The sequence below is a fragment of the Bartonella sp. AP7XZML genome, from assembly GCF_042195745.1.
Classification (GTDB): domain Bacteria; phylum Pseudomonadota; class Alphaproteobacteria; order Rhizobiales; family Rhizobiaceae; genus Bartonella.
The window spans coordinates 1-21,324 of record NZ_JBHIOT010000019.1 but is presented as its reverse complement, the minus strand read 5'-3'; the positions used below and the strand labels follow the sequence as shown (position 1 = coordinate 21,324).

Annotated in this window: 18 protein-coding genes, 2 tRNA genes and 1 pseudogene; 8 read left to right on the top strand and 13 right to left on the bottom strand. The window is 36.3% G+C overall.

Annotated features, from left to right (window positions below; translation table 11 throughout):
- Positions 1–205 precede the first annotated feature (205 nt).
- From ACFILT_RS01540 to rpe, 10 genes and pseudogenes are all read right to left on the bottom strand, one after another.
- Positions 206–1,462, bottom strand: coding sequence for a multidrug effflux MFS transporter (locus tag ACFILT_RS01540; RefSeq protein WP_375679466.1), 1,257 nt, complete (start codon positions 1,460–1,462; stop codon positions 206–208).
- A 71-nt stretch (positions 1,463–1,533) separates the two neighbouring features.
- Positions 1,534–1,866, bottom strand: coding sequence for a Grx4 family monothiol glutaredoxin (grxD, locus tag ACFILT_RS01535; protein ID WP_375606638.1), 333 nt, complete (start codon positions 1,864–1,866; stop codon positions 1,534–1,536).
- Between the two features lie 98 nt (positions 1,867–1,964).
- The gene (locus ACFILT_RS01530; protein WP_273791183.1) at positions 1,965–2,198 is read right to left on the bottom strand and encodes a BolA family transcriptional regulator; all 234 of its coding nucleotides are present in this window, start codon (positions 2,196–2,198) and stop codon (positions 1,965–1,967) included.
- Positions 2,199–2,257: 59 nt separating this feature from the next.
- Positions 2,258–4,466, bottom strand: a pseudogene (gene purL / locus ACFILT_RS01525) (phosphoribosylformylglycinamidine synthase subunit PurL).
- A gap of 292 nt (positions 4,467–4,758) precedes the next feature.
- Positions 4,759–5,430: a phosphoribosylformylglycinamidine synthase subunit PurQ gene (gene purQ, locus ACFILT_RS01520; RefSeq protein WP_375679465.1), complete on the bottom strand. Its 672-nt coding sequence runs from the start codon at positions 5,428–5,430 to the stop codon at positions 4,759–4,761.
- Between the two features lie 11 nt (positions 5,431–5,441).
- Positions 5,442–5,681, bottom strand: a complete 240-nt coding sequence (gene purS, locus ACFILT_RS01515; protein ID WP_273791180.1) for a phosphoribosylformylglycinamidine synthase subunit PurS — start codon at positions 5,679–5,681, stop codon at positions 5,442–5,444.
- 78 nt (positions 5,682–5,759) lie between these two features.
- Positions 5,760–6,524: a phosphoribosylaminoimidazolesuccinocarboxamide synthase gene (gene purC / locus ACFILT_RS01510; protein ID WP_375679243.1), complete on the bottom strand. Its 765-nt coding sequence runs from the start codon at positions 6,522–6,524 to the stop codon at positions 5,760–5,762.
- 173 nt (positions 6,525–6,697) lie between these two features.
- Positions 6,698–7,246 carry an RBBP9/YdeN family alpha/beta hydrolase gene (locus ACFILT_RS01505; RefSeq protein WP_375611547.1) on the bottom strand — a complete coding sequence of 183 codons (549 nt, stop codon included), beginning with the start codon at positions 7,244–7,246 and terminating at the stop codon, positions 6,698–6,700.
- A 69-nt stretch (positions 7,247–7,315) separates the two neighbouring features.
- Positions 7,316–8,623, bottom strand: a complete 1,308-nt coding sequence (purB, locus tag ACFILT_RS01500) for an adenylosuccinate lyase (RefSeq protein ID WP_375679244.1) — start codon at positions 8,621–8,623, stop codon at positions 7,316–7,318.
- On the bottom strand, positions 8,623–9,309 hold the full coding sequence (gene rpe, locus ACFILT_RS01495) for a ribulose-phosphate 3-epimerase (RefSeq protein WP_375679236.1): 687 nt from the start codon (positions 9,307–9,309) through the stop codon (positions 8,623–8,625). Before rpe ends, purB begins: the two co-directional genes overlap by 1 nt.
- Positions 9,310–9,455: 146 nt before the next feature.
- Between rpe and ACFILT_RS01490 the strand changes: the two genes are divergently transcribed.
- Together ACFILT_RS01490 and dksA are read left to right on the top strand one after the other, a co-directional pair.
- A complete protein-coding gene (locus tag ACFILT_RS01490; RefSeq protein ID WP_375611549.1) occupies positions 9,456–9,995 on the top strand; it encodes a flavin reductase in 540 nt (179 codons plus the stop codon).
- A gap of 307 nt (positions 9,996–10,302) precedes the next feature.
- Entirely contained in the window at positions 10,303–10,719 is a 417-nt protein-coding gene (gene dksA / locus ACFILT_RS01485; protein WP_015856486.1) for an RNA polymerase-binding protein DksA, read from the top strand.
- A gap of 52 nt (positions 10,720–10,771) precedes the next feature.
- Here the strand turns inward: dksA and ACFILT_RS01480 are convergent, their stop codons facing one another.
- Positions 10,772–11,248: a hypothetical protein gene (locus tag ACFILT_RS01480; RefSeq protein ID WP_375679237.1), complete on the bottom strand. Its 477-nt coding sequence runs from the start codon at positions 11,246–11,248 to the stop codon at positions 10,772–10,774.
- 217 nt (positions 11,249–11,465) lie between these two features.
- On the opposite strand from ACFILT_RS01480, the gene ACFILT_RS01475 reads away from it, so the two are divergent.
- The gene (locus ACFILT_RS01475; RefSeq protein WP_375679238.1) at positions 11,466–14,000 is read left to right on the top strand and encodes a response regulator; all 2,535 of its coding nucleotides are present in this window, start codon (positions 11,466–11,468) and stop codon (positions 13,998–14,000) included.
- Positions 14,001–14,280: 280 nt separating this feature from the next.
- Here ACFILT_RS01475 and purN read toward each other — a convergent pair whose 3' ends face one another.
- Both purN and purM read right to left on the bottom strand, forming a co-directional pair.
- Positions 14,281–14,892, bottom strand: a complete 612-nt coding sequence (gene purN / locus ACFILT_RS01470) for a phosphoribosylglycinamide formyltransferase (RefSeq protein ID WP_375679239.1) — start codon at positions 14,890–14,892, stop codon at positions 14,281–14,283.
- Entirely contained in the window at positions 14,889–15,998 is a 1,110-nt protein-coding gene (purM, locus tag ACFILT_RS01465) for a phosphoribosylformylglycinamidine cyclo-ligase (RefSeq protein WP_375679240.1), read from the bottom strand. Before purM ends, purN begins: the two co-directional genes overlap by 4 nt.
- Positions 15,999–16,156: 158 nt before the next feature.
- Here purM and ACFILT_RS01460 point away from each other — a divergent pair, with 158 nt between their 5' ends.
- The 5 genes from ACFILT_RS01460 to ACFILT_RS01440 all read left to right on the top strand — a co-directional run bounded on the left by ACFILT_RS01460 (position 16,157) and on the right by ACFILT_RS01440 (position 19,353).
- Positions 16,157–17,368, top strand: a complete 1,212-nt coding sequence (locus ACFILT_RS01460; RefSeq protein WP_375632188.1) for an AI-2E family transporter — start codon at positions 16,157–16,159, stop codon at positions 17,366–17,368.
- A complete protein-coding gene (hdaA, locus tag ACFILT_RS01455; RefSeq protein WP_375679464.1) occupies positions 17,365–18,054 on the top strand; it encodes a DnaA regulatory inactivator HdaA in 690 nt (229 codons plus the stop codon). The genes ACFILT_RS01460 and hdaA overlap by 4 nt, the downstream gene beginning before the upstream one ends.
- A 711-nt stretch (positions 18,055–18,765) precedes the next feature.
- Positions 18,766–18,842 (top strand) — tRNA-Pro (locus tag ACFILT_RS01450).
- 89 nt (positions 18,843–18,931) lie between these two features.
- Positions 18,932–19,237: an ETC complex I subunit gene (locus ACFILT_RS01445; RefSeq protein ID WP_375611556.1), complete on the top strand. Its 306-nt coding sequence runs from the start codon at positions 18,932–18,934 to the stop codon at positions 19,235–19,237.
- 39 nt (positions 19,238–19,276) lie between these two features.
- A tRNA-Arg gene (locus ACFILT_RS01440) sits at positions 19,277–19,353 on the top strand.
- Positions 19,354–21,324 lie beyond the last annotated feature (1,971 nt).

Genomic DNA, 21,324 nt, shown 5'->3' with positions numbered 1-21,324 from the left:
GCAACAATAGGTATGTTTGTTTTTTTACATTATACCATTTATGGGTGCTGTCGTGAAATGATTTGATATTTCGAGAGCTGTATCTTTAAACAAACAATGTGAATGTTTAACACAAGAGTGTTCTATTTGAAGATGTTTTATTTTGTCTGATAGGTTTATCTTCTTATTGTTCAAGAGAGATGTTATTAATCTTTCGTAGTAATATTTATTCGTTAGGATTACTATGATATTGCCTAAAAAGATGACCACGTTCAGCCCATAAGACGAGAAGTATGGCAGTGAGACTCAGAAAGAAAAATCCTGCTGAGTTTGGGATGGTTGTTTCATCAAATTGTTGGGCAATAAAAAAGCTAAGTCCTGCACCGATAGATGTTTGAAGAAAGCCGGATACAGAAGAAGCTGTTCCAGCTATTTCTCCTACAGGTTCAAGAGCGAGTGTATTGAAATTAGCCATAATACCACCGCAGGTAAACATTAATATACAATATAACGTCATATAAAAAGGAAAAGGGATAACACCACCTGCTAAGATGGACCCAATAAACCAAATGCATGAAGTGGCACAAAAGAGCAAAAGCATAGTATGAGCAATACGCCGCATTCCAAGGAGTCCAACGAGTTGAGAGTTAAAGAATGATGATAGAGCTTGAAATGCAGCACCACCTGCAAAAGCAATAGGGAACCAAAGTCCTAGATTATAGATCCCTTCATATGTTTGTTGTGATGTATTAACGGCGGTAAAGATACAGCCTAAAATAATGGAAGTTGCAAGTGTATAGCAAAGTGTTGTACGATTGGTTATTACAATCCATAAGTTGTGTTTAACTGAAGAAAAGGAAAGAGAGCGTTGCGCATAAAGAGTTTCAGGCAAGCGCAGTTGAATCCAAATCATCAGTCCTAAACCAATCATTGCCATGAAAATAAAAATATATTGCCAATGTCCAAGCAGTAAAATGATCTGTCCTGTTGCGGGACCAATCATTGGTGCAACAAGAAAAACCATCATAACAATAGACATAACTTCTGCCATTTTTCGACCACTGTAAAGATCACGTACGACGGAAACTGTAAGAACTCGCATAGCAGCCCCTCCAATTCCTTGCAAGATACGTAAAATAAGTAAGAGAGAAAAATCAGTTACAAAGGCACAGCCAATCGCCGTAAATGAATAAAAAGCAAGCCCGAGAAGAATAAGTTTACGTCGTCCATACCTATCGCTTATTGGACCGAAAAATATTTGAGCAATACCATAGCTAATAAGATAACTCGAAATGATATAATGTTGATCATTTTCATTGAGAACATTTAAGCCGTCTAAAATATCGGGCATAGCTGGCAGCATAATATCAACAGCTATAGCGTTAATAGCCATGAGCGAAGCAATAAGAATAACAAATTCTTTATAGCCAATTTTGTTTCTAATCGCATCTCTATGCGTTTGTTCATCGACTGAATATGACATATGGCATCCTTGAAATAAAAATTTCGTCTGAAAACAGCTCTTTTTAAGAGTCTGAATAAAATGAAAGATACCTATGATTGATTACATGGAATATTTTTTTCTTTCAAAAGTTCCTGTAACTCATTGTTTTGAAACATCTCTTTAACAATATCACAGCCTCCGATAAATTCACCTTTGATATAAAGCTGTGGAATTGTTGGCCAATTTGAGTAATCTTTAATCCCTTGACGCAATTCGTTAGAAGTTAAGATATTAATCCCTTTATAATTCAATCCTAAATAATCAAGAATTTGAACAACTTGTCCTGAAAACCCGCATTGCGGAGCGTCAGGTGTTCCTTTCATGAATAAAATGACGTCGTTTGTTTTAATTTCGTTGTCAATAAAATCATGAACAGTGGTCATTTTTATCCCTCGATATTTCAGATTTTTATCAGTGTGTAATTTATATTCATACTGCTTTTAATCGTATTAAATGTGTGAATGCAAGAAGAAATTTTAGATTATTTTGGGACATTTGTTTGCAACATTAAGGCGTGAAGGTCATTTCCCATATTGCCTTTAAGGGCATCATAGACCATTTTATGTTGTTGAACACGGGTTTTACCACGAAAACTTTCAGAAATAACTTCTGCAGCATAATGTTCCCCATCTCCAGCAAGATCACGAATTGTTACAGTAGCATCAGGAATGCCTTCACGAATAAGCGTTTCAATTGCATGAGCACTCATTGCCATCATTATTCTCCTATGTTGTTCATTTTTTTATAAAGGCTGTTTAAGAGAAAAAACAATTTTTATTCTTCACCCATAAATTGTGGAAACCAGTTTTCATAGGCTTTTGTGAGTTTGTCTATAGAAAGTTTTAGTATTCCATCTATATCAAGTGCATCACCTGCAACTTGACCTAGCTCTGTTAAAGAAACTGCACTTATTTGTGCGAGCTCTTTAAGACTATTAAGAGAGTGAGGTTTGACGGCTAAAAGATAACGTCCTTGGTCTTCTCCAAAAAGTTCTGCATGATGGGGTGATTTATTGCTTAATTTTACTTTGATTCCTTTACCTGCTTTAATGACCATTTCAGCAAGTGCTATCGCTAATCCTCCGTCAGAAAGGTCATGGGCGGCGTGAATAAAACCACGATGTATGACATCTCGAACAAATTGACCATGCTTTTTTTCAAGTTGTAAATCTACAGGGGGGGGGGGCTGCATCAATATTTAAAATGTTACGTGCATAGATTGATTGTCCTAAATGGGAGCCGCAATTTCCTACTAAAACAAGAATATCTCCATTTTGCATACCACTTATTGTTACCATTTTAGACCAATCATTAAGAAGGCCTACCCCAGCAATTGTGGGGGTTGGAAGAATGGCTTCCCCATTTGTTTCGTTGTAAAGAGAAACATTGCCTGAAACGATAGGAAAATCAAGGATTCTACAAGCTTCTCCTATACCTTTAATAGCAAAAACCAGCTGTCCCATAATTTCAGGTTTTTCAGGGTTACCAAAATTGAGATTATCTGTAGCAGCCAGTGGTGTTGCACCTGTCGTACTAATGTTTCGCCAGCATTCTGCGACAGCTTGTTTCCCCCCTTCATAAGGGTCTGCTTCACAATAGCGAGGTGTTACATCAGAAGAAAAAGCAAGAGCACGTTTGCTGTTGTTTCCTACACGGATAACGCCTGCATCACCTCCTGGGCGAATAAGGCTATTTCCTTGGATAAGGGTATCATATTGTTCATAAACCCATCGCCGAGAACTTTGATCAGCAGAATTCAATAAGCTCAGAAGCGCATCACCAAGATTTTCAACTTTTTTGACGTCTTCTGCTTTCAAGGGTGTTTTTTTTGCCGGCTCACTCCAAGGACGATCATAAACAGGCGCTTCATCACCAAGCTCTTTGATGGGAAGATTGACAACTTCTTCCCCTTGATGAAATACACGAAAACGTAAATCATCGGTTGTTTTTCCAATGATAGAAAAATGTAGTCCCCACTTATGAAAAATTGCTTCTGCTTGCTTTTCTAGTTCTGGTTTAAGGACCATGAGCATACGCTCTTGACTTTCAGAAAGCATCATTTCATAGGCTGTCATGTTTTCTTCTCGAACAGGAACTGTATCAAGATTAAGCTGTATCCCCAGATTTCCTTTTGCTCCCATTTCAACGGCAGAAGAGGTGAGTCCTGCTGCCCCCATATCTTGAATAGCAACTACGGCTCCAAGTTCCATGAGCTCTAAACATGCTTCAAGGAGACATTTTTCTGTAAAAGGATCACCGACTTGAACGGTTGGACGTTTTTCACTGATTGAAGAATCAAATTCAGCAGAAGCCATTGTTGCTCCACCGACACCATCACGTCCTGTTTTTGCACCCAGATAAACAACAGGGAGTCCAATACCTTGTGCTTTAGAATAAAAAAGGGCGTCTGTCTTTGCAATACCGGCGACAAAAGCGTTAACAAGGATATTGCCATTATAACGCTCATCAAAATTTACTTCTCCACCAACCGTTGGAACACCAAAAGAATTGCTGTAACCACCTATTCCAGAAACAACACCAGAAACAAGATGGCGTGTTCGTGGGTGATCAGGAGCACCAAATCGCAATGCATTTATAGCAGCAACAGGACGGGCTCCCATTGTAAAGACATCACGTAAAATACCACCAACACCTGTCGCTGCACCTTGATAAGGTTCAATATAAGAAGGGTGGTTATGGCTTTCCATTTTGAAAACAACACATTGTCCTTCGCCAATATCGACAACACCAGCATTTTCACCAGGTCCTTGGATGACACATTTTCCTTCTGTCGGAAGAGTTTTTAGCCATTTTTTAGATGATTTATAGGAACAATGCTCGTTCCACATTGCAGAAAAAATTCCTAGTTCAGTAAATGTGGGTTCTCTACCGATTAACGTCAGGATACGTTGATATTCATCTTCTTTTAGCCCGTGTTGTGCAATGAGTTCTGGTGTAATAGTGATGTTATTGCAAGGCTTCATGAGTATTTATCCGTCAAATTAATCGAAATTTAGTATTTTTATTTTTTTACCTAGCAGCTTATATTATAAACAATAATGTTGTTTAATAATAAAAATATTTATAGACAGTAAGCTGAAGATTTTGTCCGTTTGTTTGGTGGGATTTAAGACTAAAAATGGTCTTAAATAATTATGTGTTTAGAAAATAATATCCATTGTTGTTTGTGAAGAGCTTTGTTTATAGATTTATGATGCGAGAAATGGTATAATTCTTTGTTTTTTTTAATTATGGAGCGCGAGTATTTTTGCAGCATTATCCATTTACTAACTCTAAAGCACTTTGAAAAAGTAAACGACCGTCAGTACCTCCGTGGGCGGGTTCAATAAAGTTTTCAGGGTGGGGCATCATACCAAGAATATTACCAGCTTTATTAACAATACCAGCAATATCTTTCATTGAGCCGTTCGGGTTTGTATTTTCTGCATAGCGAAAAACAATTTGTTCATTGTCTTCCATTTGTTTCAATGTTTCACTATTAACAAAATAATTTCCGTCATGATGGGCAACAGGACAACGAATAATTTGTCCTTTAGAATAATATCGAGAAAATTTTGTCTTGGCGTTGACGACTTCAAGCTTGATTTCACGACAAACAAATTTTAAAGAAGCGTTACGCATTAAAGTACCGGGTAATAATCCTGCTTCCAACAAAATTTGAAATCCATTACAGATACCTATAATTGTCGTACCTTCTTGTGCTTTTTCACGAATGGCTTTTAAGACGGGAGTTCGCGCTCCAATCGCACCACATCTTAAGTAGTCGCCATAGGAAAAACCACCAGGAATAATAATAACATCTACATCTGGAATTGTTGTTTCTGTTTGCCAAATTTTTAGTGGCTCAACTCCCGTTATATGATGTAATGCTGCAACCATATCTCGATCACGATTTAATCCAGGAAGTTGAATGATGGCAGTTTTCATGAGCATTTCACTTAAAAAAGTTCGATTGTATAATTTTCAATGACAGTATTTGCGAGTAACTCTTCACACATTTGTTCAAGTTTTTTCTTTGCGGTTTCAGAAGGTAGTTCATCAAGAACAATATCAAAAACCTTTCCTTGACGAATGGATTGAATGCCTTCGAAAGCTAAACTTTTTAAAGCACCGACAATTGCTTCTCCTTGTGGATCAAGAACGCTTTCTCTTAAAGTAACTGTAATGCGTGCTTTCATTTTTTGCTTCCTGCTTTTTAAAAGAACCTCTCCTTTGAAGAGGGGTGTTTGTATAAGGTGATGTTTTTTACCTTGTTTTTACTTTACGAGAACGGGACCACTTGGTCGTGTTGGTTCGTTTTCATTCATAATACCAAGACGTTTGGCAACTTCTTGATAGGCATTAATAAGCCCTCCCATATCACGACGAAAACGGTCTTTATCCATTTTTTCTTGTGTGTGCATATCCCATAGTCGTGCAGAATCAGGAGAGATTTCATCAGCAAGAACAATGCGCATTGTTTCATCTTCCCACAGGCGACCAAATTCCATTTTAAAATCAATTAATTGGATGTTAACACCGGCAAAAAGCCCAGAAAGAAAATCATTAATACGAATTGAAAGTTGCATGATATCTTCTATCTCTTGTGGGACAGCCCACCCAAAAGCTGTGATATGTTCTTCCGTTACCATAGGATCATCGAGAGAATCATTTTTATAGTAGAATTCAATGATGGATTGCGGAAGCGGGGTTCCTTCTTCCAGTCCTAAACGCTTAGCAAGAGAGCCGGCAGCAACATTGCGAACAACAACTTCCAATGGAATGATTTCCACCGCTTTAATAAGCTGTTCGCGCATGTTTATACGTTTGATAAAATGTGTTGGGATGCCCAAACGTCCAAGATGGCCAAAAATATGTTCCGAAATTCGGTTGTTTAAAACCCCCTTTCCGTCGATAATTTCATGTTTTTTTGCATTAAAGGCAGTTGCATCATCTTTAAAAAATTGAATATAAGTCCCTGGTTCAGGTCCTTCATATAAAATTTTAGCCTTGCCTTCATAAATACGGTGGCGACGATTCATCATGATTCTCTATTTATCTTGAGAGGTTTTTAATAACATTGATAAATGATACTATCCTAATTGATAGAATTTCTCAATGATATTGCTATGATACTTTTATAATTTTTATCATTACACGTTTACCCAAAGGTGAAGATACATAAGCGATGAGAAAGAAGATCACCTCTTTTGGATCAAATTTTTGCAAGAAAGTGAGAGAGGACCATAAGCCCTTCAGGCCAAGGTCCGTGTCCGGATTCTGCGTTAATATGGCCAGAATACCCAGCATCAACAAAGAGTGATCCCCAATCATTGGCAATTTTTTCTGCTACTGAAAATTGACAAAACTCATCGTTGCGACTGGCTATGACAATAGAAGGAAAAGGAAGCTTTTGGCGATGATAGGGGCCAAATGTCATTAAATGTTTGGGACGTATTTTTTCATTGGCGACATCTGGAGGTGCAACAAAGAAAGCGCCACAAATTTTTTCTGTATTTTGTACAGTTGCATGAATAACACTGGGAACTCCTAATGAATGAGCAATAAGCATAACAGGCCTTTGAGCTTTTGCGATGGCGGTTTTAACTTTGTTAACCCACTCTTCACAAACAGGCTTTGACCAATGGAGTTGTTCAATGCGGCTGGCTGTCGACAATTTTTTTTCCCAGCGTGTTTGCCAATGATCTGGACCAGATCCTTTGTAGCCAGGAACAATAAGAATATCGAGTTGATTTGCTTTCATGAATTGTTTTTCTTTGTTACAACAGATTTTTGATCATAGGTTGAATGGATTTTGGTTTTCTATGTCACTTTATTGTTCTTCAAAAACACGTTTAAAAATCGTATTGATATGTTTGGTGTGGTAAGAAAGATCAAATTTTTCGCGAAGTTCTTCTTCACTTAAAGCTTTGGTAACATCTTTGTCGTTGAGGAGTTCTTCTAAAAAATCTTTTCCTTGTTCCCAAACTTTCATCGCATTTCGTTGTACAATCCGATAAGAATCTTCACGACTAATCCCTACTTGTGTGAGTGCTAAAAGAACCCGTTGTGAGTGAACAAGACCGCGGAATTTATTGAGATTTTTTTGCATATTTTCTGGATAGACAATGAGATTTTCAATGACAGATGTGAGGCGAGAAAGAGCAAAATCAAGTGTAATAGTCGCATCTGGAGCAATATAACGCTCAACAGATGAATGGGAAATATCACGTTCATGCCAAAGAGCTACATTTTCCATGGCTGGGAGTGCAAATGCACGTACCATACGGGCTAATCCAGTTAAATTTTCTGTTAAAACTGGATTACGTTTATGAGGCATTGCCGATGAACCTTTTTGCCCAGGTGAGAAATGTTCCTCTGCTTCAAGAACTTCTGTTCGTTGTAAGTGGCGTATTTCTATTGCTAGCCTTTCAATAGAGGAAGCAATAACACCAAGTGTTGCAAAAAACATAGCATGACGATCTCTTGGTATTACTTGGGTGGAAACCGGTTCAGCACGCATCTTCAAGGCTTTTGCTACATGTTCTTCAACGCGTGGATCGATATTAGCAAAAGTTCCTACAGCTCCTGAAATCGCGCAAGTAGAAATTTCTTCTCGTGCAGCAAGAAGACGTTTGCGACAACGGGAAAATTCAGCGTATGCAAGAGCAAACTTGATTCCAAATGTTGTCGGTTCAGCATGAATGCCATGACTCCGCCCAATGGTGATTGTCTCTTTATGCTCAAAAGCACGTCTTTTTAATGCTTCAAGAAGTTGATCTATATCCTCTAGCAAAATATCACTCGCACGCATCAATTGAATGTTCAGCGTTGTATCGAGAACATCAGATGATGTCATGCCTTGGTGGATAAAACGTGCCTCTGGTCCAATGAATTCAGCTAGGTGGGTTAGAAATGCGATAACATCATGTTTGGTAATTGCTTCAATTTCATCAATGCGATTGACATCAAATTTAGCTGCTGCCCCTTTTTCCCAAATGACTTTGGCGGCTTCTTTCGGAATAATCCCTAAGTGAGCAAGGGCATCACAGGCATGGGCTTCAATTTCAAACCAAATACGATATTTTGTTTCGGGAGACCAAATTGTTACCATTGCAGGGCGGGAATAACGTGCGATCATCATTTTTTTCCTTGTTGTGAGAGGATTGCGGCTTGGCGCAATGCACTAATACGTGTTTTGTAAAGCTCTTTATTTCCATCTTTATAAATTGCAGAGCCTGCGACAAATACATTTGCACCAGCTTTTGCAGCTATCCCAATTGTATCAACGGTGATACCACCATCAACTTCAAGATCAATAGGGCGGTTTGCAATCATGTTTTTAACGCGCTTAATTTTATTTTTTATTTCTGGAATAAAACTTTGTCCACCAAAACCGGGATTGACCGTCATGATGAGAATGAGATCTAATTGATCAAGCAAATATTCAAGTACATGTTCAGGGGTGCTTGGATTGAGTGCGATTCCTGCTTTTTTCCCCATTTTTTTGATTGTTTGTAATGAACGATGAAGATGTGGACCTGCTTCAGCATGAATAGTTATAATATCTGAACCTGCTTTTGCAAAAGCTTCTAAATAAGGGTCTACTGGTGCGATCATCAGGTGGACATCAAATATTGCTTTTGTTAATGGGCGTAGAGCTTTGACGATTTCAGGACCAAAGGTGATGTTAGGAACAAAGTGCCCATCCATAATATCAAGATGAAGCCAATCTGCACCAGCATCAACAACATCTAACATTTCTTGTCCAAGTTTAGAAAAATCAGAAGCCAAGAGAGAAGGCGAAATGAGATGAGAATGGGGCATTAAAATCTCCTTAGATTGGCAGTTTTTATCATATCGCTGTGTATACACAAATATTTTTTGTGTTATGACGGAAAAGAAAAAATATGTATTATAGGTCTTTTTATGGAAAGATTGCTTGAAATTTTAAAGCTTTATAAGTGAAAGATATGTCGAATCATAAAACATATTTGATGCCTGAACTTCAACATAAACATACTATTGCGGTTTCTTCTCAAGAATATCGAGATGCCATGAGTCTTTTTGCAGGAGCTGTGCATATTGTGACAACAAATGGTATTAAGGGAAGACGTGGGGTGACTGTTTCGGCGTGTTGTTCTTTATCTGATGATCCTCCAACCCTTCTTGTTTGTCTCATGCGTCATAATTTAAAGAATCAGGTGTTTATGGAGAATGGAAATTTTTGTGTTAATAGCTTGGCAGGAAAACATCGCTCATTAGCGGATGTTTTTTCGAGGCGTTGCAATTCTACACAAAATGAGCGTTTTGATGTTGCTCAATGGGGAGCTTTGCAAACGGGGGCGCCTAGTCTTTCAGACGCTCTAGCGTCGTTTGATTGTCGTTTGATTTGTTGGCACGAACACGCAACCCATTGTGTTTTGATTGGTGAGGTTGTTGCAATCAACTGTAATAAAGAAAAAGATGCTTTGATGTATTTGAAACGTGAATATCACACTTTGCCTTTATAAAGATTTTATTTTTTGCATTGATGAAATGATTTATTGTTGCTTCATTTAGATTTTAAACAATGTAGAGAGTAGGGGAGGGATGGCTCTGATATCTGATTTCCTTCTTTTTAAAGTTTTTCAATAAGCGAGAAAAATGATTCTGGATGAGATTTGATCAAGAATTCAATCTACATAAAAAAGCGATCAAACCTAAACAGTGCATTTAGATATATTCGTCGATTGTTATGAAAAAACATTTTACTCTTGTGTTGATGGGTATTGCACAATATATAGACCGCACATAGCATATGTGGAGGTTTTTTATTGCATGAGCGAAGAGATTGATGGTCAATATCGCCCTAGTGAAGATGAGCCTTTTATGAATGAGCGGCAAAAGGCGTATTTTCGTGCTAAATTGGTTTCTTGGAAGAATGATATATTAAAAGAAGCTCGTGAGACTTTGGAAAATTTGCAGGAAGAGAATGTTGGTCAGCCCGATTTGACTGATCGGGCTTCTTGTGAAACTGATCGTACAATCGAATTACGTGCTCGTGATCGTCAGAGGAAACTTATTTCAAAAATAGATGCTGCTTTAGAGCGCATTGATAATGGGACATACGGTTTTTGTGAAGAAACCGGCGAACCCATTAGTATCAAGCGTCTTGAGGCTCGGCCGATAGCCGTTTTGTCATTGGAAGCGCAAGAACGTCACGAACGACGTGAAAGAGTTTATCGCGATGATTAAGGTTATTGAGATGATAAACAAATGAAATTCGTGGTGATGAAATTGTATATTTTTATTTTTGAGGGGTAGGAATGAATAAAGATGGTTCTTGCCGCCCCTCAATTTCGGCGGTGATGGCTGAATCTTTTACCGCTTGATTCGTAAAAGGAGAGGGATTTTTATCCGATACATCGTTTCTTTCTGGAGGAGCGGAATTTAGATGTGTGTCTGTTTCTCTTTTTTGTATTTTTGATGTACCAGTAATATCGGATTCTACAACCACATCTGTTAATCCGCCAATAAGGAGCAAATGTTCTTTATTATCGCAACGGACTAAAACAAGGCGGCGTGCTCGATCTATAGAAATTACTTCACATAATGCTAATCGTGATAGACTTTTTTTTCTATTAATGCTGTATCTTCCTGTACTTAAGCGACGTAAAAACACGATAATTACGGTAATAGCTGCGATTGTTATTATAAAAAGCAAAAAGCTTATCGTTATGTTTGCAGCAGATACACCTATCTGCTCTGATAACCAGATATACATAGATCTTCTCCCATTTTGGATGGAAATATTATTTTTTATTGAGATAAATTTATAAACATACCCTCAAAAGATTCACTTATAATGTAAGAAATAAACTTTTGAATATTAAGCGAGTTTATCTTAGATAATATCATAGTATATACTTTATAACAACATAACAACGAATATAAAGGAAGTTTGTGACATAAGAAATAGCTATAAGCTAAGGCAAAGAGAGATGGATAAAGATTTTGAGAATAATGAAAGATCAGCGTCTTCGTTTCACCGGAGAGTTGTGATTTTTGGTGTTGTTTTTGTATTAGGTTTTCTTTTCATTGTGGGTATTTTAGGTTTTTTTTATCCACAAAACTATTTGCAACAGGCGATATCAATATCTTTTTTGATTCTAGCAATGATCGGTGTTGCAACACTCGTTTTGTGTGGAATGGGAATTTTAAGATATCATGTGTGGTCGCATGAAGATTTTGATTTTAGCATCTTTAATAGGAGCGATGATGCAATTGTAATCTCTGATCTTTCTGGTTTTGTTTATTATTCTAATCAAAACTATCGAAAAATTCTGACCTATAAGCCTGAAGTGTCTTGTTATAGGGTTATTGCAGATCTGCCAGGAGCTGGTGCACTCTCGTACCGCTTAAAGGTTGCAGCCTGTAATAATCTTGCAGCGCAAGAGGAATTAAGAGTAGAACAGCCAATTTTTACCGATTCTACACCCAAAAAAGCTGTTTGGTATAATATTTCCGTTCAACCTATCACAAAACAGAAAAAAAAGCTTTTATTTTGGCGTATTACTGATATTTCGCACTTACAACAAACGCGAGAAGTTTTTTTCTCGAACCTTCAAGAGGCTATCAATCACTTGGATCAAGCTTCTATTGGTTTTGTATCCGTTAATAGACAAGGAACTATTCTTTATGCCAATGCGACTTTTGCAGAATGGTTTTCAATTGATTTAGCGAATTTCTCAATTGGTCAACATAATTTTGATTCGTTATTTGATAGCGTTGGCGCTAAGAGCTCATGGAGTGATATCTGTTTACAAACCAACAGATATCAAAGTTCAGGTTACTCTTTACCTTATAGGTTTTCGTTATGTTTAAATTCACACACGACTTGTGAGAAAATATTCCATTGTCTTATATCTGTTTCTTCTCTCTTAGAAGAGGAAGCCATTTATCGTGTTGTGATCATTCCACAACAAATACAAAAAGAAGAGGATGATCAATTAAAATTACCCAGTATATTAGGAGAATATTTTGATGCGAGTCCTTTTGCAATAGCTGTGGTGGATCATGCAGGGCAATTGGTTCATATGAATAAAGCTTTTTCATCACTCACGGGATGTATGGACAAAGCTGTCAATTTTTATGATGTTATTTCTCGTCGTGATTGTGTGCAGTTAGAGCGTTCTTTTCAGAGAATTGCGACAAATGAAAATTATTTTGTTTCTCTAGAAACTGTTTTAGAAAAAAATGAAGAATGCCATTTACGGCTCCATATTATGTCTGTACCGCCCTATCACGGTGATGCATTGCAAGATTTGCTTATTATCTCTGTGATTGAAACAACCGAACAAAAAACTCTTGAAGATAAAATGATGCAAAGTCAGAAGATGCAAGCTGTAGGACAATTGGCTGGCGGCATTGCTCATGATTTTAATAATGTTTTAACAGCAATTTTAATGTCGTGTGATCTTCTTTTAAATACGCATCGTAGTTCTGATCCTGCTCATGCTGATCTGATCAATATTAAAAACAATGCTAATCGTGCAGCTGCTCTTGTCCAGCAATTATTAGCTTTTTCTAGAAAGCAAACACTTCGACCTGAAGAAGTTGATTTTACTGATTTTTTATCAGATATCCGCAATCTTATTTTACCACTTTTGGGGAATAATATTCAGTTAAAAATTATCCATGGAAGAGATTTGTGGAGCGTTGAAGTTGATCAAGCATCTTTTCAGCGTGTTATTATGAATTTGGTTATTAATGCGCGTGATGCCATGTTAGATGGAGGTATTGTTACGATTGCGACTAATAATATTACAAAGCAACAAAGTGCTGAATTTAATCATCTTGGATTAGCAATTGGCGAGTATGTGCAATTGACTATTTCAGATACAGGGGCTGGTATATCTGCTGCTATACAAGAAAAAATGTTTGAGCCATTTTTTACAACAAAAGAAGTTGGAAAAGGAACAGGACTTGGTTTATCAATGGTTTATGGAATTGTCAAGCAGAGCGGTGGGTATATTTATTGTGAAAGTAAAGAAGGTGAAGGAGCAACATTTCATATTTTTCTTCCCCGTTATATCCCCAATATAAAAGGAGAAATTTCTCAAAAGATTGAAAAAGATGAAGAGAAAGATAAAAATATAGACTTAACAGGATCTGCGACTGTTTTATTGGTTGAAGATGAAGATGCGGTCAGAATGGGGGGGGTAAGAGCTCTTCAAATGAGAGGATATACGGTTTTAGAGGCAGCAAGTGGGGTGGAAGCACTCTCTATTCTTGAGGAACAAAAAGGAGATGTTGATATTATTGTTTCCGATGTGGTGATGCCAGAAATGGATGGGCCCACTTTATTGAAGGAAGTCTGTAAAAACTATCCTGGTATCAAATTTCTTTTCGTTTCTGGATATGCAAAAGATGCTTTTGCTAAAAATCTTCCACAAGATGCTGTTTTTGGTTTTTTATCTAAACCTTTTACACTCAAACAGTTAGCTGTAACAGTTAAAGAAACACTTTCATCATGAGTAAAAATTTATGCAGTAGAAAAATTGCGTATTTTAAGATTTTTTAGGCTAAATACCAGAGCATTTTGATAAATAGTGTTTATGATAATGTCATAGAACTGAATAAAGAAGAATTTTGAAAATGAACTAAAATTCAAAAAAATCATATGTTTTGTGCAAAAATTTATGAAGAGATGGACTCTATTATGTCAACATTTCATAGAGATTTTCAATTGTAGATACTGAGCAAAAACTATGTGTAAAGCATTGAAATATGCTGATTAATAGATTGTTGATACACTCAAAGAGATAAAAGCTGTTGTTGCGTATCTATCATTTTGCTCTTTCCTTCAATAAATGCTTTTAAGGCTTCGGGATAGAGTTTATGCTCTGCTTTAAGAACTCTTTGTGCTAAGCACTCAGCAGTATCATGGGGATAGACTGGAACGGCTGCTTGGGCAAGGATTTTTCCTGCATCCATGTCTTCTGTAACAAGATGAACAGTGCAACCCGTGATTTTTACACCTGCTTGTAAAGCTTTTTCATGTGTGTTTAAGCCTTTAAATGAAGGCAAAAGAGAAGGATGAATGTTTAAAATTCGTCCTTCATAAAGTTTTACAAAACGTGGTGAGATAAGGCGCATATACCCTGCAAAGCAGAGAAAATCCGGTTTATATTGATTTAAAATTGTAAAAATATTTTCTTCATGCTCTTCTTTTGTTTTGTAAATTTTACGATCAACAATATGAATAGGTAAGTTATGGTTTTGCGCCTTTTCAATACCGTTTGCATGCGGATTATCGCAAATAACCGCGACGATTTCAGCAGGATATTCCGTTTGTTGACTAGCTTGAGCAAGGGCGACCATATTGGACCCATTACCAGAAATGAAAACGACGATTTGTTTTTTCATAAATGCAGTACCCCTTTATAAAGTATTCCTTTATTTTGATCTTGGCATTTTGTTAAAATGCCAAGGGGAGTTACAGTCTCTCCTTTTCTTTCAAGAGCTTGTGTAATTGTTTCAGCTGCATGCTGTGCTACGATAATGATCATGCCAATACCACAATTAAATGTTCTTAACATTTCTGTTTCTTCTATTTTACCTTGTTTGGCAATCCATGAAAATACTGCTGGAACATTGATGCTAGAAAGATTAATTTCAGCGCAGAGAGAGGATGGAAGGACACGTGGAATATTTTCAGGAAAGCCTCCACCCGTAATATGAGCAAGAGCTTTAATCCCTTCATATTTTCGCATGATGGGAAGAAGCGATTTTACATAAATGCGTGTTGGTGTAAGAAGTGCTATACCAAGGCTGTTTTCGGGGGAAAAAGGGGCAGGGTCATTCCATTTGAGATAATTTTGCTGGATGATTCGTCGAACAAGCGAAAAGCCATTGGAATGAATTCCAGAGGAGCTTAGACCTAATATAACATCACCTTCTATCAAATCTTTTGAAGGGAGTAGCTTGCTGCGTTCGCATGCTCCTACAGCAAAACCGGCTAGATCATAATCTCCCTCTGCATACATTCCTGGCATTTCTGCAGTTTCTCCTCCAATAAGAGCAGCACCGGCTTGTTTACATCCTTCTGCAATACCAGAAACAATCGCAGCACCTTGTTCAGGGTCGAGCTTTCCAGTTGCAAAATAATCCAGAAAAAAGAGAGGTTCAGCTCCTTGTACGAGTAAATCATTGACACACATAGCTACAAGGTCAATACCTACAGTGTTATGGTGCCCCACTTCAATGGCAATTTTTAATTTTGTTCCCACACCATCATTGGCTGCTACTAGGATAGGATCTGTAAAGCCAGCTGCTTTTAAATCAAAAAGGCCACCAAACCCGCCAATTTCTGCATCTGCTCCGGCTCGTTTTGTCGCGCGTATAAAAGGTTTGATTTTTTCTACCATAGCATTACCCATATCGATGTTTACACCGGCTTTTGCGTAGGTAAGACCAGCTTTTAATTTATCCCCAGCCTTGGATTTATTATTTGTAAGATCTTGATTGCTCATTGGAGCCTTCCTTTAATGGAAAATCAGGTTTTGATATTATGCAATGCCATGATAGAGTTCTCTCTGCAAGAGATATTGATAAGAAAATAAGCAACTTTTCTTGTACCTTATTTTGAAGTTGTTTATAATTTTTTGTGAAGATTTTTTTAGGATATTTTATGAGCAAGATATCAGATAATCACGGACAGTCTTCTTGGCAACTTATGAAAAAGAAAGTGAGTGAGAATACATCTCGTGATCGTTATAAGACTTATGTGCCAGCGTATACTCAATTACCGTTGCCGAATAATATGAAAAGGCAAATCTTTTTTTGGCTTGGTACGCTAATTTTTTTCATTCTTTTTATGTTTGTTTTTGGATCGATTTTGCTTCCTTTTGTGGCAGGGATTGTGTTGGCTTATTTTCTCAATCCCATTGTTCAATTACTTGAAAAGTTTGGTATTCGTCGTGTGTTTGGGACTGTCCTTATTACCTTATTTATTGTTATTACCTTTGTTGCTGCTTTAGTTATTTTGATTCCTGTTATTAGTTGGCAAATACAGCAATTTATGAGTGATGGTTTACCTGTTTATATTAATCGTATTCAAACCTTTTTTGTTGAGCATGATTTTGATTGGTTAAGGCGCTATTTTGGAAGTGATCCAAATGAATTACGGAATAATATTAAAGGATTTTTGGGAGAAGGTTCGGATTTTATCACGTCTCTTTTGAATTCACTTTTAAAGTCAGGAAAATCAATCGTTAATATCGTTAGCCTATTTGTTGTGGCACCTGTGGTGGCATTTTATATGTTATTAGATTGGCCACGTATGGTAACAGCAATCGATTCGTTAATACCGCGGGATCATCTGGAAACCGTTCGTAGTATTTTTCATGAAATGGATAGAGCTATTGCAGGCTTTGTTCGTGGACAAGGAACAGTTTGTCTCATATTGGGAGGCTATTATGCTATTGGTTTAACGATTGCAGGACTCAATTTTAGTCTTTTGATTGGTATGTTTATTGGTCTTATTAGCTTTGTTCCTTATATCGGCACAATGAGTGGTTTGGTCCTTTCTGTTGGTATTGCATGGGTCCAGTTTTATCCCAATAATTGGGGGGGAATCATTGTTGTGATGGCACTTTTTTTAATTGGTCAATTTATTGAAGGTTATATTCTTCAACCCAAGCTTGTAGGTTCATCAGTGGGATTACATCCCGTATGGTTGATGTTTTCACTTTTTGCTTTTTCTTCACTCTTTGGTTTTACTGGTATGCTTGTTGCTGTTCCTGCGGCAGCGGCTGTTGGCGTTTTAGTTCGTTTTGCTCTTCATACTTATCTGAGTTCTCAGATGTATTCGCGAAGCGGAAATTCGGAGCCGCTAAAATGAATGGGCGTGAAACGCAATTATCTTTAAATTTTCCTTATGATCCGATTTTTCAATTTGAGGATTTAGTGGTAACGGAAAGCAATCGTATGGCTTTTCAGCTTATTGATCACTGGCCCAATTGGAGCTTACCTATTGCAGTTTTGGTTGGTAAAGAAGGATCTGGAAAAACGCATTTTTCTAATATATGGCTCCAAAAAGCAGATGCTTTCAGGATTCAGCACAATGAACTTGATCAGGCTGTTACTATGGCTTCTTTAGGCAGATCATTTTTAATAGAGGATATTGATACAGGTGAAATCAATGAGACAGAACTTTTTCATTTAATTAACAGTATTAAGCAAACAAATCTTGATGCACGACAAGCTACTTTATTGATGACGGCACGAACACTTCCTTCCGCTTGGAATTTAACGTTAAATGATCTAAAAAGTCGTCTTAATTCGGTGATGTTCGTTGAAATTAATCAGCCTGATGATGCATTGTTAACAGCTGTTGCTTTTAAGCTTTTTTCCGATAGGCAACTTATTGTACATCCAGATACGGTTTATTATCTTGTAAGTCGTTGTGAACGTTCTTTATTTTCATTGAAGCGTGTTATTGATTCTGTTGATCAATTGGCATTACAAAGAAAAAGCAAAATAACACGTGCTGTTATTGCTGAAGTTTTGAATAGAAGAAATCCGTAAATACTCCTTATCATGGCTTACTTATTCTGTCCTTCTATTATCGTTTCAATATGTGGAAGACAAGTCATTTAAATTTTCTTCTTTTGAGATATCTATATAAGAGTAAAAAATAGTGTTTTTTACTCTTATCGTGTTTTTATTTTAAATAGCTTTGAGATTTTATTGTATGATGTTGAATTCTTACCATCTTCGCATTTGAAAATTTTTCTAAAAAGAGCGCTTTATTTTATTTATAATAAAACCTTTGTGCTTTGAAAAAATGTTTGTTGTTTATGGGTTTGGATTGTAGAAGATTCTAGAATTTTTAATAAAAGAATCCTTGGGAAGATAGAAAAAGAGGGGAAAAAAGCTTAATACAGCTGAGTTTTTTGGCTTATGTTTTCTTTGGGAAAGTTTTTCTATGATATTTAAGTCATTTTTTTCTAAAATTGTATCTGTGGAATGTGTTTTGATACAATGAGAGCTTGCTTAAAACAGGATAAAAATTATGAAATCCTTATAAAGAAATTCGTTATTTTTTAATATAGATTGGATTTTCTTACGGAAGTTATTTTCTACTATTTGTCAATAAATTTGTTATTGAGTAGGGGGAAAAATTAAAAAATGTGCTTTTTTGTAAAGAAATGCAACAAAATTAAAAAAAAGTGTGTTTTTCTCTTGCACTTCTGTTGTGAAAATTTTAGGAAATGTGCATCAAGTAAATGTAAATGGCGGAGCGTAGCGCAGCCTGGTAGCGCACCTGATTTGGGATCAGGGGGTCGTAGGTTCGAATCCTATCGCTCCGACCATATTTGATTGAGTGTGTGAGAATGACCCAATTGGGTACGTGTGGTGAGAAACTATCATCCAAGCGTTGTGTAATCTGAAGGAAAAAGGCATGATCGCACGTATTTATAGTCCTGCTAAGACAGCTATGCAGTCAGGTAAGGGGAATACAGGTTTTTGGATTCTAGAGTATGAGCCAATGAAAGCAAAAATGCTTGAACCTCTTATGGGCTACACGGCAACGTCTGATATGAATAATCAGGTAAAGATTCGATTTAATAGGAAGGAAGAAGCGATTGCTTTTGCACGTAAGAATGCTATCTCTTACCGTGTAGAAAAGAAACATACATCGATTCGACGTGCTATTTCTTATTCTGATAATTTTCGCAGTGATCGGCAGCATTCTTGGACACATTGAATTGAAGATGCTATTTTGAATTGAGAAAATAATCAGTTGGGTCCCGTAGCTCAGCTGGATAGAGCAACGGCCTTCTAAGCCGTGGGTCACAGGTTCGAATCCTGTCGGGATCACCATGTTTAAATGATATTTATAGGCTATAAAAAGTTAAAGAGTTTTCCTTTTATTCTATTAGCTTATTTTTCTGTATAATCCCGAACCTTTTTGATGTTTTTTGGTTTATTTTGTTGCTACACGTTTTCTGTTGACTGTTTTAGTATAAAATGATGCTGTTTTCTCTTTTTCAGTAAAAATTGCTTTTGATTACTGAAACTTGTGGCATTGCGTTTTCTTGCCGCGTGTTGCTACTACATTACATGCTTTAGGAAACAGATTGTAAAAATTCTTTTTTAAGAGATTCTTTTCATCTTTCTGAAAATGAATATTTTATTTCTTAGATTAGATTTAAGCATTGCTGCTAATGCTGGTGAAATTGCAAAAAAAAAACATCTATTGTAATTTTTTTATTTTTTATGAATAATATTATTATGTTTTTCAGCATGATCTTTAGTAAGATCGACTTTGATTATATACAAGGCATGATGGATTCGATTTAGAACAGTTTATGAAACATTGAAGAATAAAAACGATATCTGTTTATGATGAGAATTTACAGATGGCACAAGAGGTGGAAAATATCTTCTTGTCTTGGAAGCTGTGATTCATAACGAATTAATTCTTTATAGTTTTTTCGTATAAAAAGATGTTATATGTGCCGTCCAGATAAGATATTGTTTTTTTCAATGAGAGACACTTGCGGACAATTTAATTTAACATGATTGTCACTGTTTCTCAGGTAGGGTTATAGGTTTCATCAATGTTTAGGTTTTCTTAGTCTTATAGGTTTAAGAATGTATACTGTATATTTATATGAATGAAGATAGATTGTATCTTAGAGTTAAATTTTTAGATTTCATATTTACATTTTCAAATGTTTTTTCTTATTTCTTTAATAGTTTGTACATCATGTTAGAAGTATTTTAATATTGGATAACAATCACATTAAAATGTTATGTAGATGAGCTTTGAAGATCTAAACTCACACGGTTCAAGGTGATCATTATTTCAATAGGAATACAGTGTGAGGAGAATGCCATTTTACAGGCTTTATTTTAAGAGATATCTCTTAAAGCTCACTTCACGCTGGCGCTCGTGAATGGTACAATGATAAATCCATTGAGCTCCATCATCTTTACACTTATGATGAAATAAGCTGACATTATCATACACTTTGCCTATTTGTCAGCCTCCGATGTTGCAATAGATCTCAGCACTTGAGGCATTTATCGGCATTTTTGTGCTTTTTTATACAATTTTTACTTAATACTAATTCCTCTTATGACGTGTAAGAGAGACGGTTTTGTTTAATTCAATATAAATAGGTTTGAAATGAGAAAACATTACGATATTCGGATTTCTCATTCAACATGGCAAACAATAAAACATGATTATAAATCAAATGTATTTTTAGAATGAAAAAATTTGCTTTTATCGTGTTTTTTACTCTTTTTAATATTTTATTATAATCTGTAATTGGTAAACTCAAAATACAGCTCTAAGGTTAAGTGTTTTATATCTATCGAAGTGACTGTGGTTATATCTAACTGTTTGGACAACAAGTTGTATACCAATAGACATGAAAGAATTAAAAAAAACAGGGGATAGATCAGGAAACAAACAATATTTTTTAGAACGGAAGCCTATGCTTGTGGAAAGAATTTTAAAATCAAACTTCTAATCTGTTGCAAAATGAGGCTGTTATTACGTTTGTGATACTTTTAGATGGCTTCCCCTAAGAGGCGCTATCAGAACGTAAAAAATATTAGAAACACTCCGTAAAGTATGCCCTTTGTAGAGGCATGTTGCAAAATCTTATTTCCGAATCTTTATTTACGCATCCCGTACCTTGGAAGAATACGATAATTCGATAATTTATTTATACTATAAAGTTGAATGGTGGGCGTGACAGGCAAATAAAAAGCAAGTAAAATAAAATAGTTATGTCTAATATAAGGGAATAGGTGAATCTTGATTCTATTGAGTTTTTT

Bases quoted from the DNA above. Each gene is read 5' to 3' on its own strand.
- ACFILT_RS01480 (WP_375679237.1), bottom strand. From the start codon at position 11,248: ATGTATATCTGGTTATCAGAGCAGATAGGTGTATCTGCTGCAAACATA.
- purM (WP_375679240.1), bottom strand. From the start codon at position 15,998: ATGAGCAATCAAGATCTTACAAATAATAAATCCAAGGCTGGGGATAAA.
- hdaA (WP_375679464.1), top strand. From the start codon at position 17,365: ATGAATGGGCGTGAAACGCAATTATCTTTAAATTTTCCTTATGATCCG.
- ACFILT_RS01445 (WP_375611556.1), top strand. From the start codon at position 18,932: ATGATCGCACGTATTTATAGTCCTGCTAAGACAGCTATGCAGTCAGGT.
- ACFILT_RS01505 (WP_375611547.1), bottom strand. From the start codon at position 7,246: ATGAAAGCAAATCAACTCGATATTCTTATTGTTCCTGGCTACAAAGGA.
- ACFILT_RS01490 (WP_375611549.1), top strand. From the start codon at position 9,456: ATGTCGAATCATAAAACATATTTGATGCCTGAACTTCAACATAAACAT.
- dksA (WP_015856486.1), top strand. From the start codon at position 10,303: ATGAGCGAAGAGATTGATGGTCAATATCGCCCTAGTGAAGATGAGCCT.
- ACFILT_RS01530 (WP_273791183.1), bottom strand. From the start codon at position 2,198: ATGGCAATGAGTGCTCATGCAATTGAAACGCTTATTCGTGAAGGCATT.
- purN (WP_375679239.1), bottom strand. From the start codon at position 14,892: ATGAAAAAACAAATCGTCGTTTTCATTTCTGGTAATGGGTCCAATATG.
- purB (WP_375679244.1), bottom strand. From the start codon at position 8,623: ATGATCGCACGTTATTCCCGCCCTGCAATGGTAACAATTTGGTCTCCC.
- purS (WP_273791180.1), bottom strand. From the start codon at position 5,681: ATGAAAGCACGCATTACAGTTACTTTAAGAGAAAGCGTTCTTGATCCA.
- ACFILT_RS01460 (WP_375632188.1), top strand. From the start codon at position 16,157: ATGAGCAAGATATCAGATAATCACGGACAGTCTTCTTGGCAACTTATG.
- rpe (WP_375679236.1), bottom strand. From the start codon at position 9,309: ATGCCCCATTCTCATCTCATTTCGCCTTCTCTCTTGGCTTCTGATTTT.
- purC (WP_375679243.1), bottom strand. From the start codon at position 6,524: ATGAATCGTCGCCACCGTATTTATGAAGGCAAGGCTAAAATTTTATAT.
- ACFILT_RS01540 (WP_375679466.1), bottom strand. From the start codon at position 1,462: ATGTCATATTCAGTCGATGAACAAACGCATAGAGATGCGATTAGAAAC.
- purQ (WP_375679465.1), bottom strand. From the start codon at position 5,430: ATGAAAACTGCCATCATTCAACTTCCTGGATTAAATCGTGATCGAGAT.
- grxD (WP_375606638.1), bottom strand. From the start codon at position 1,866: ATGACCACTGTTCATGATTTTATTGACAACGAAATTAAAACAAACGAC.
- ACFILT_RS01475 (WP_375679238.1), top strand. From the start codon at position 11,466: ATGGATAAAGATTTTGAGAATAATGAAAGATCAGCGTCTTCGTTTCAC.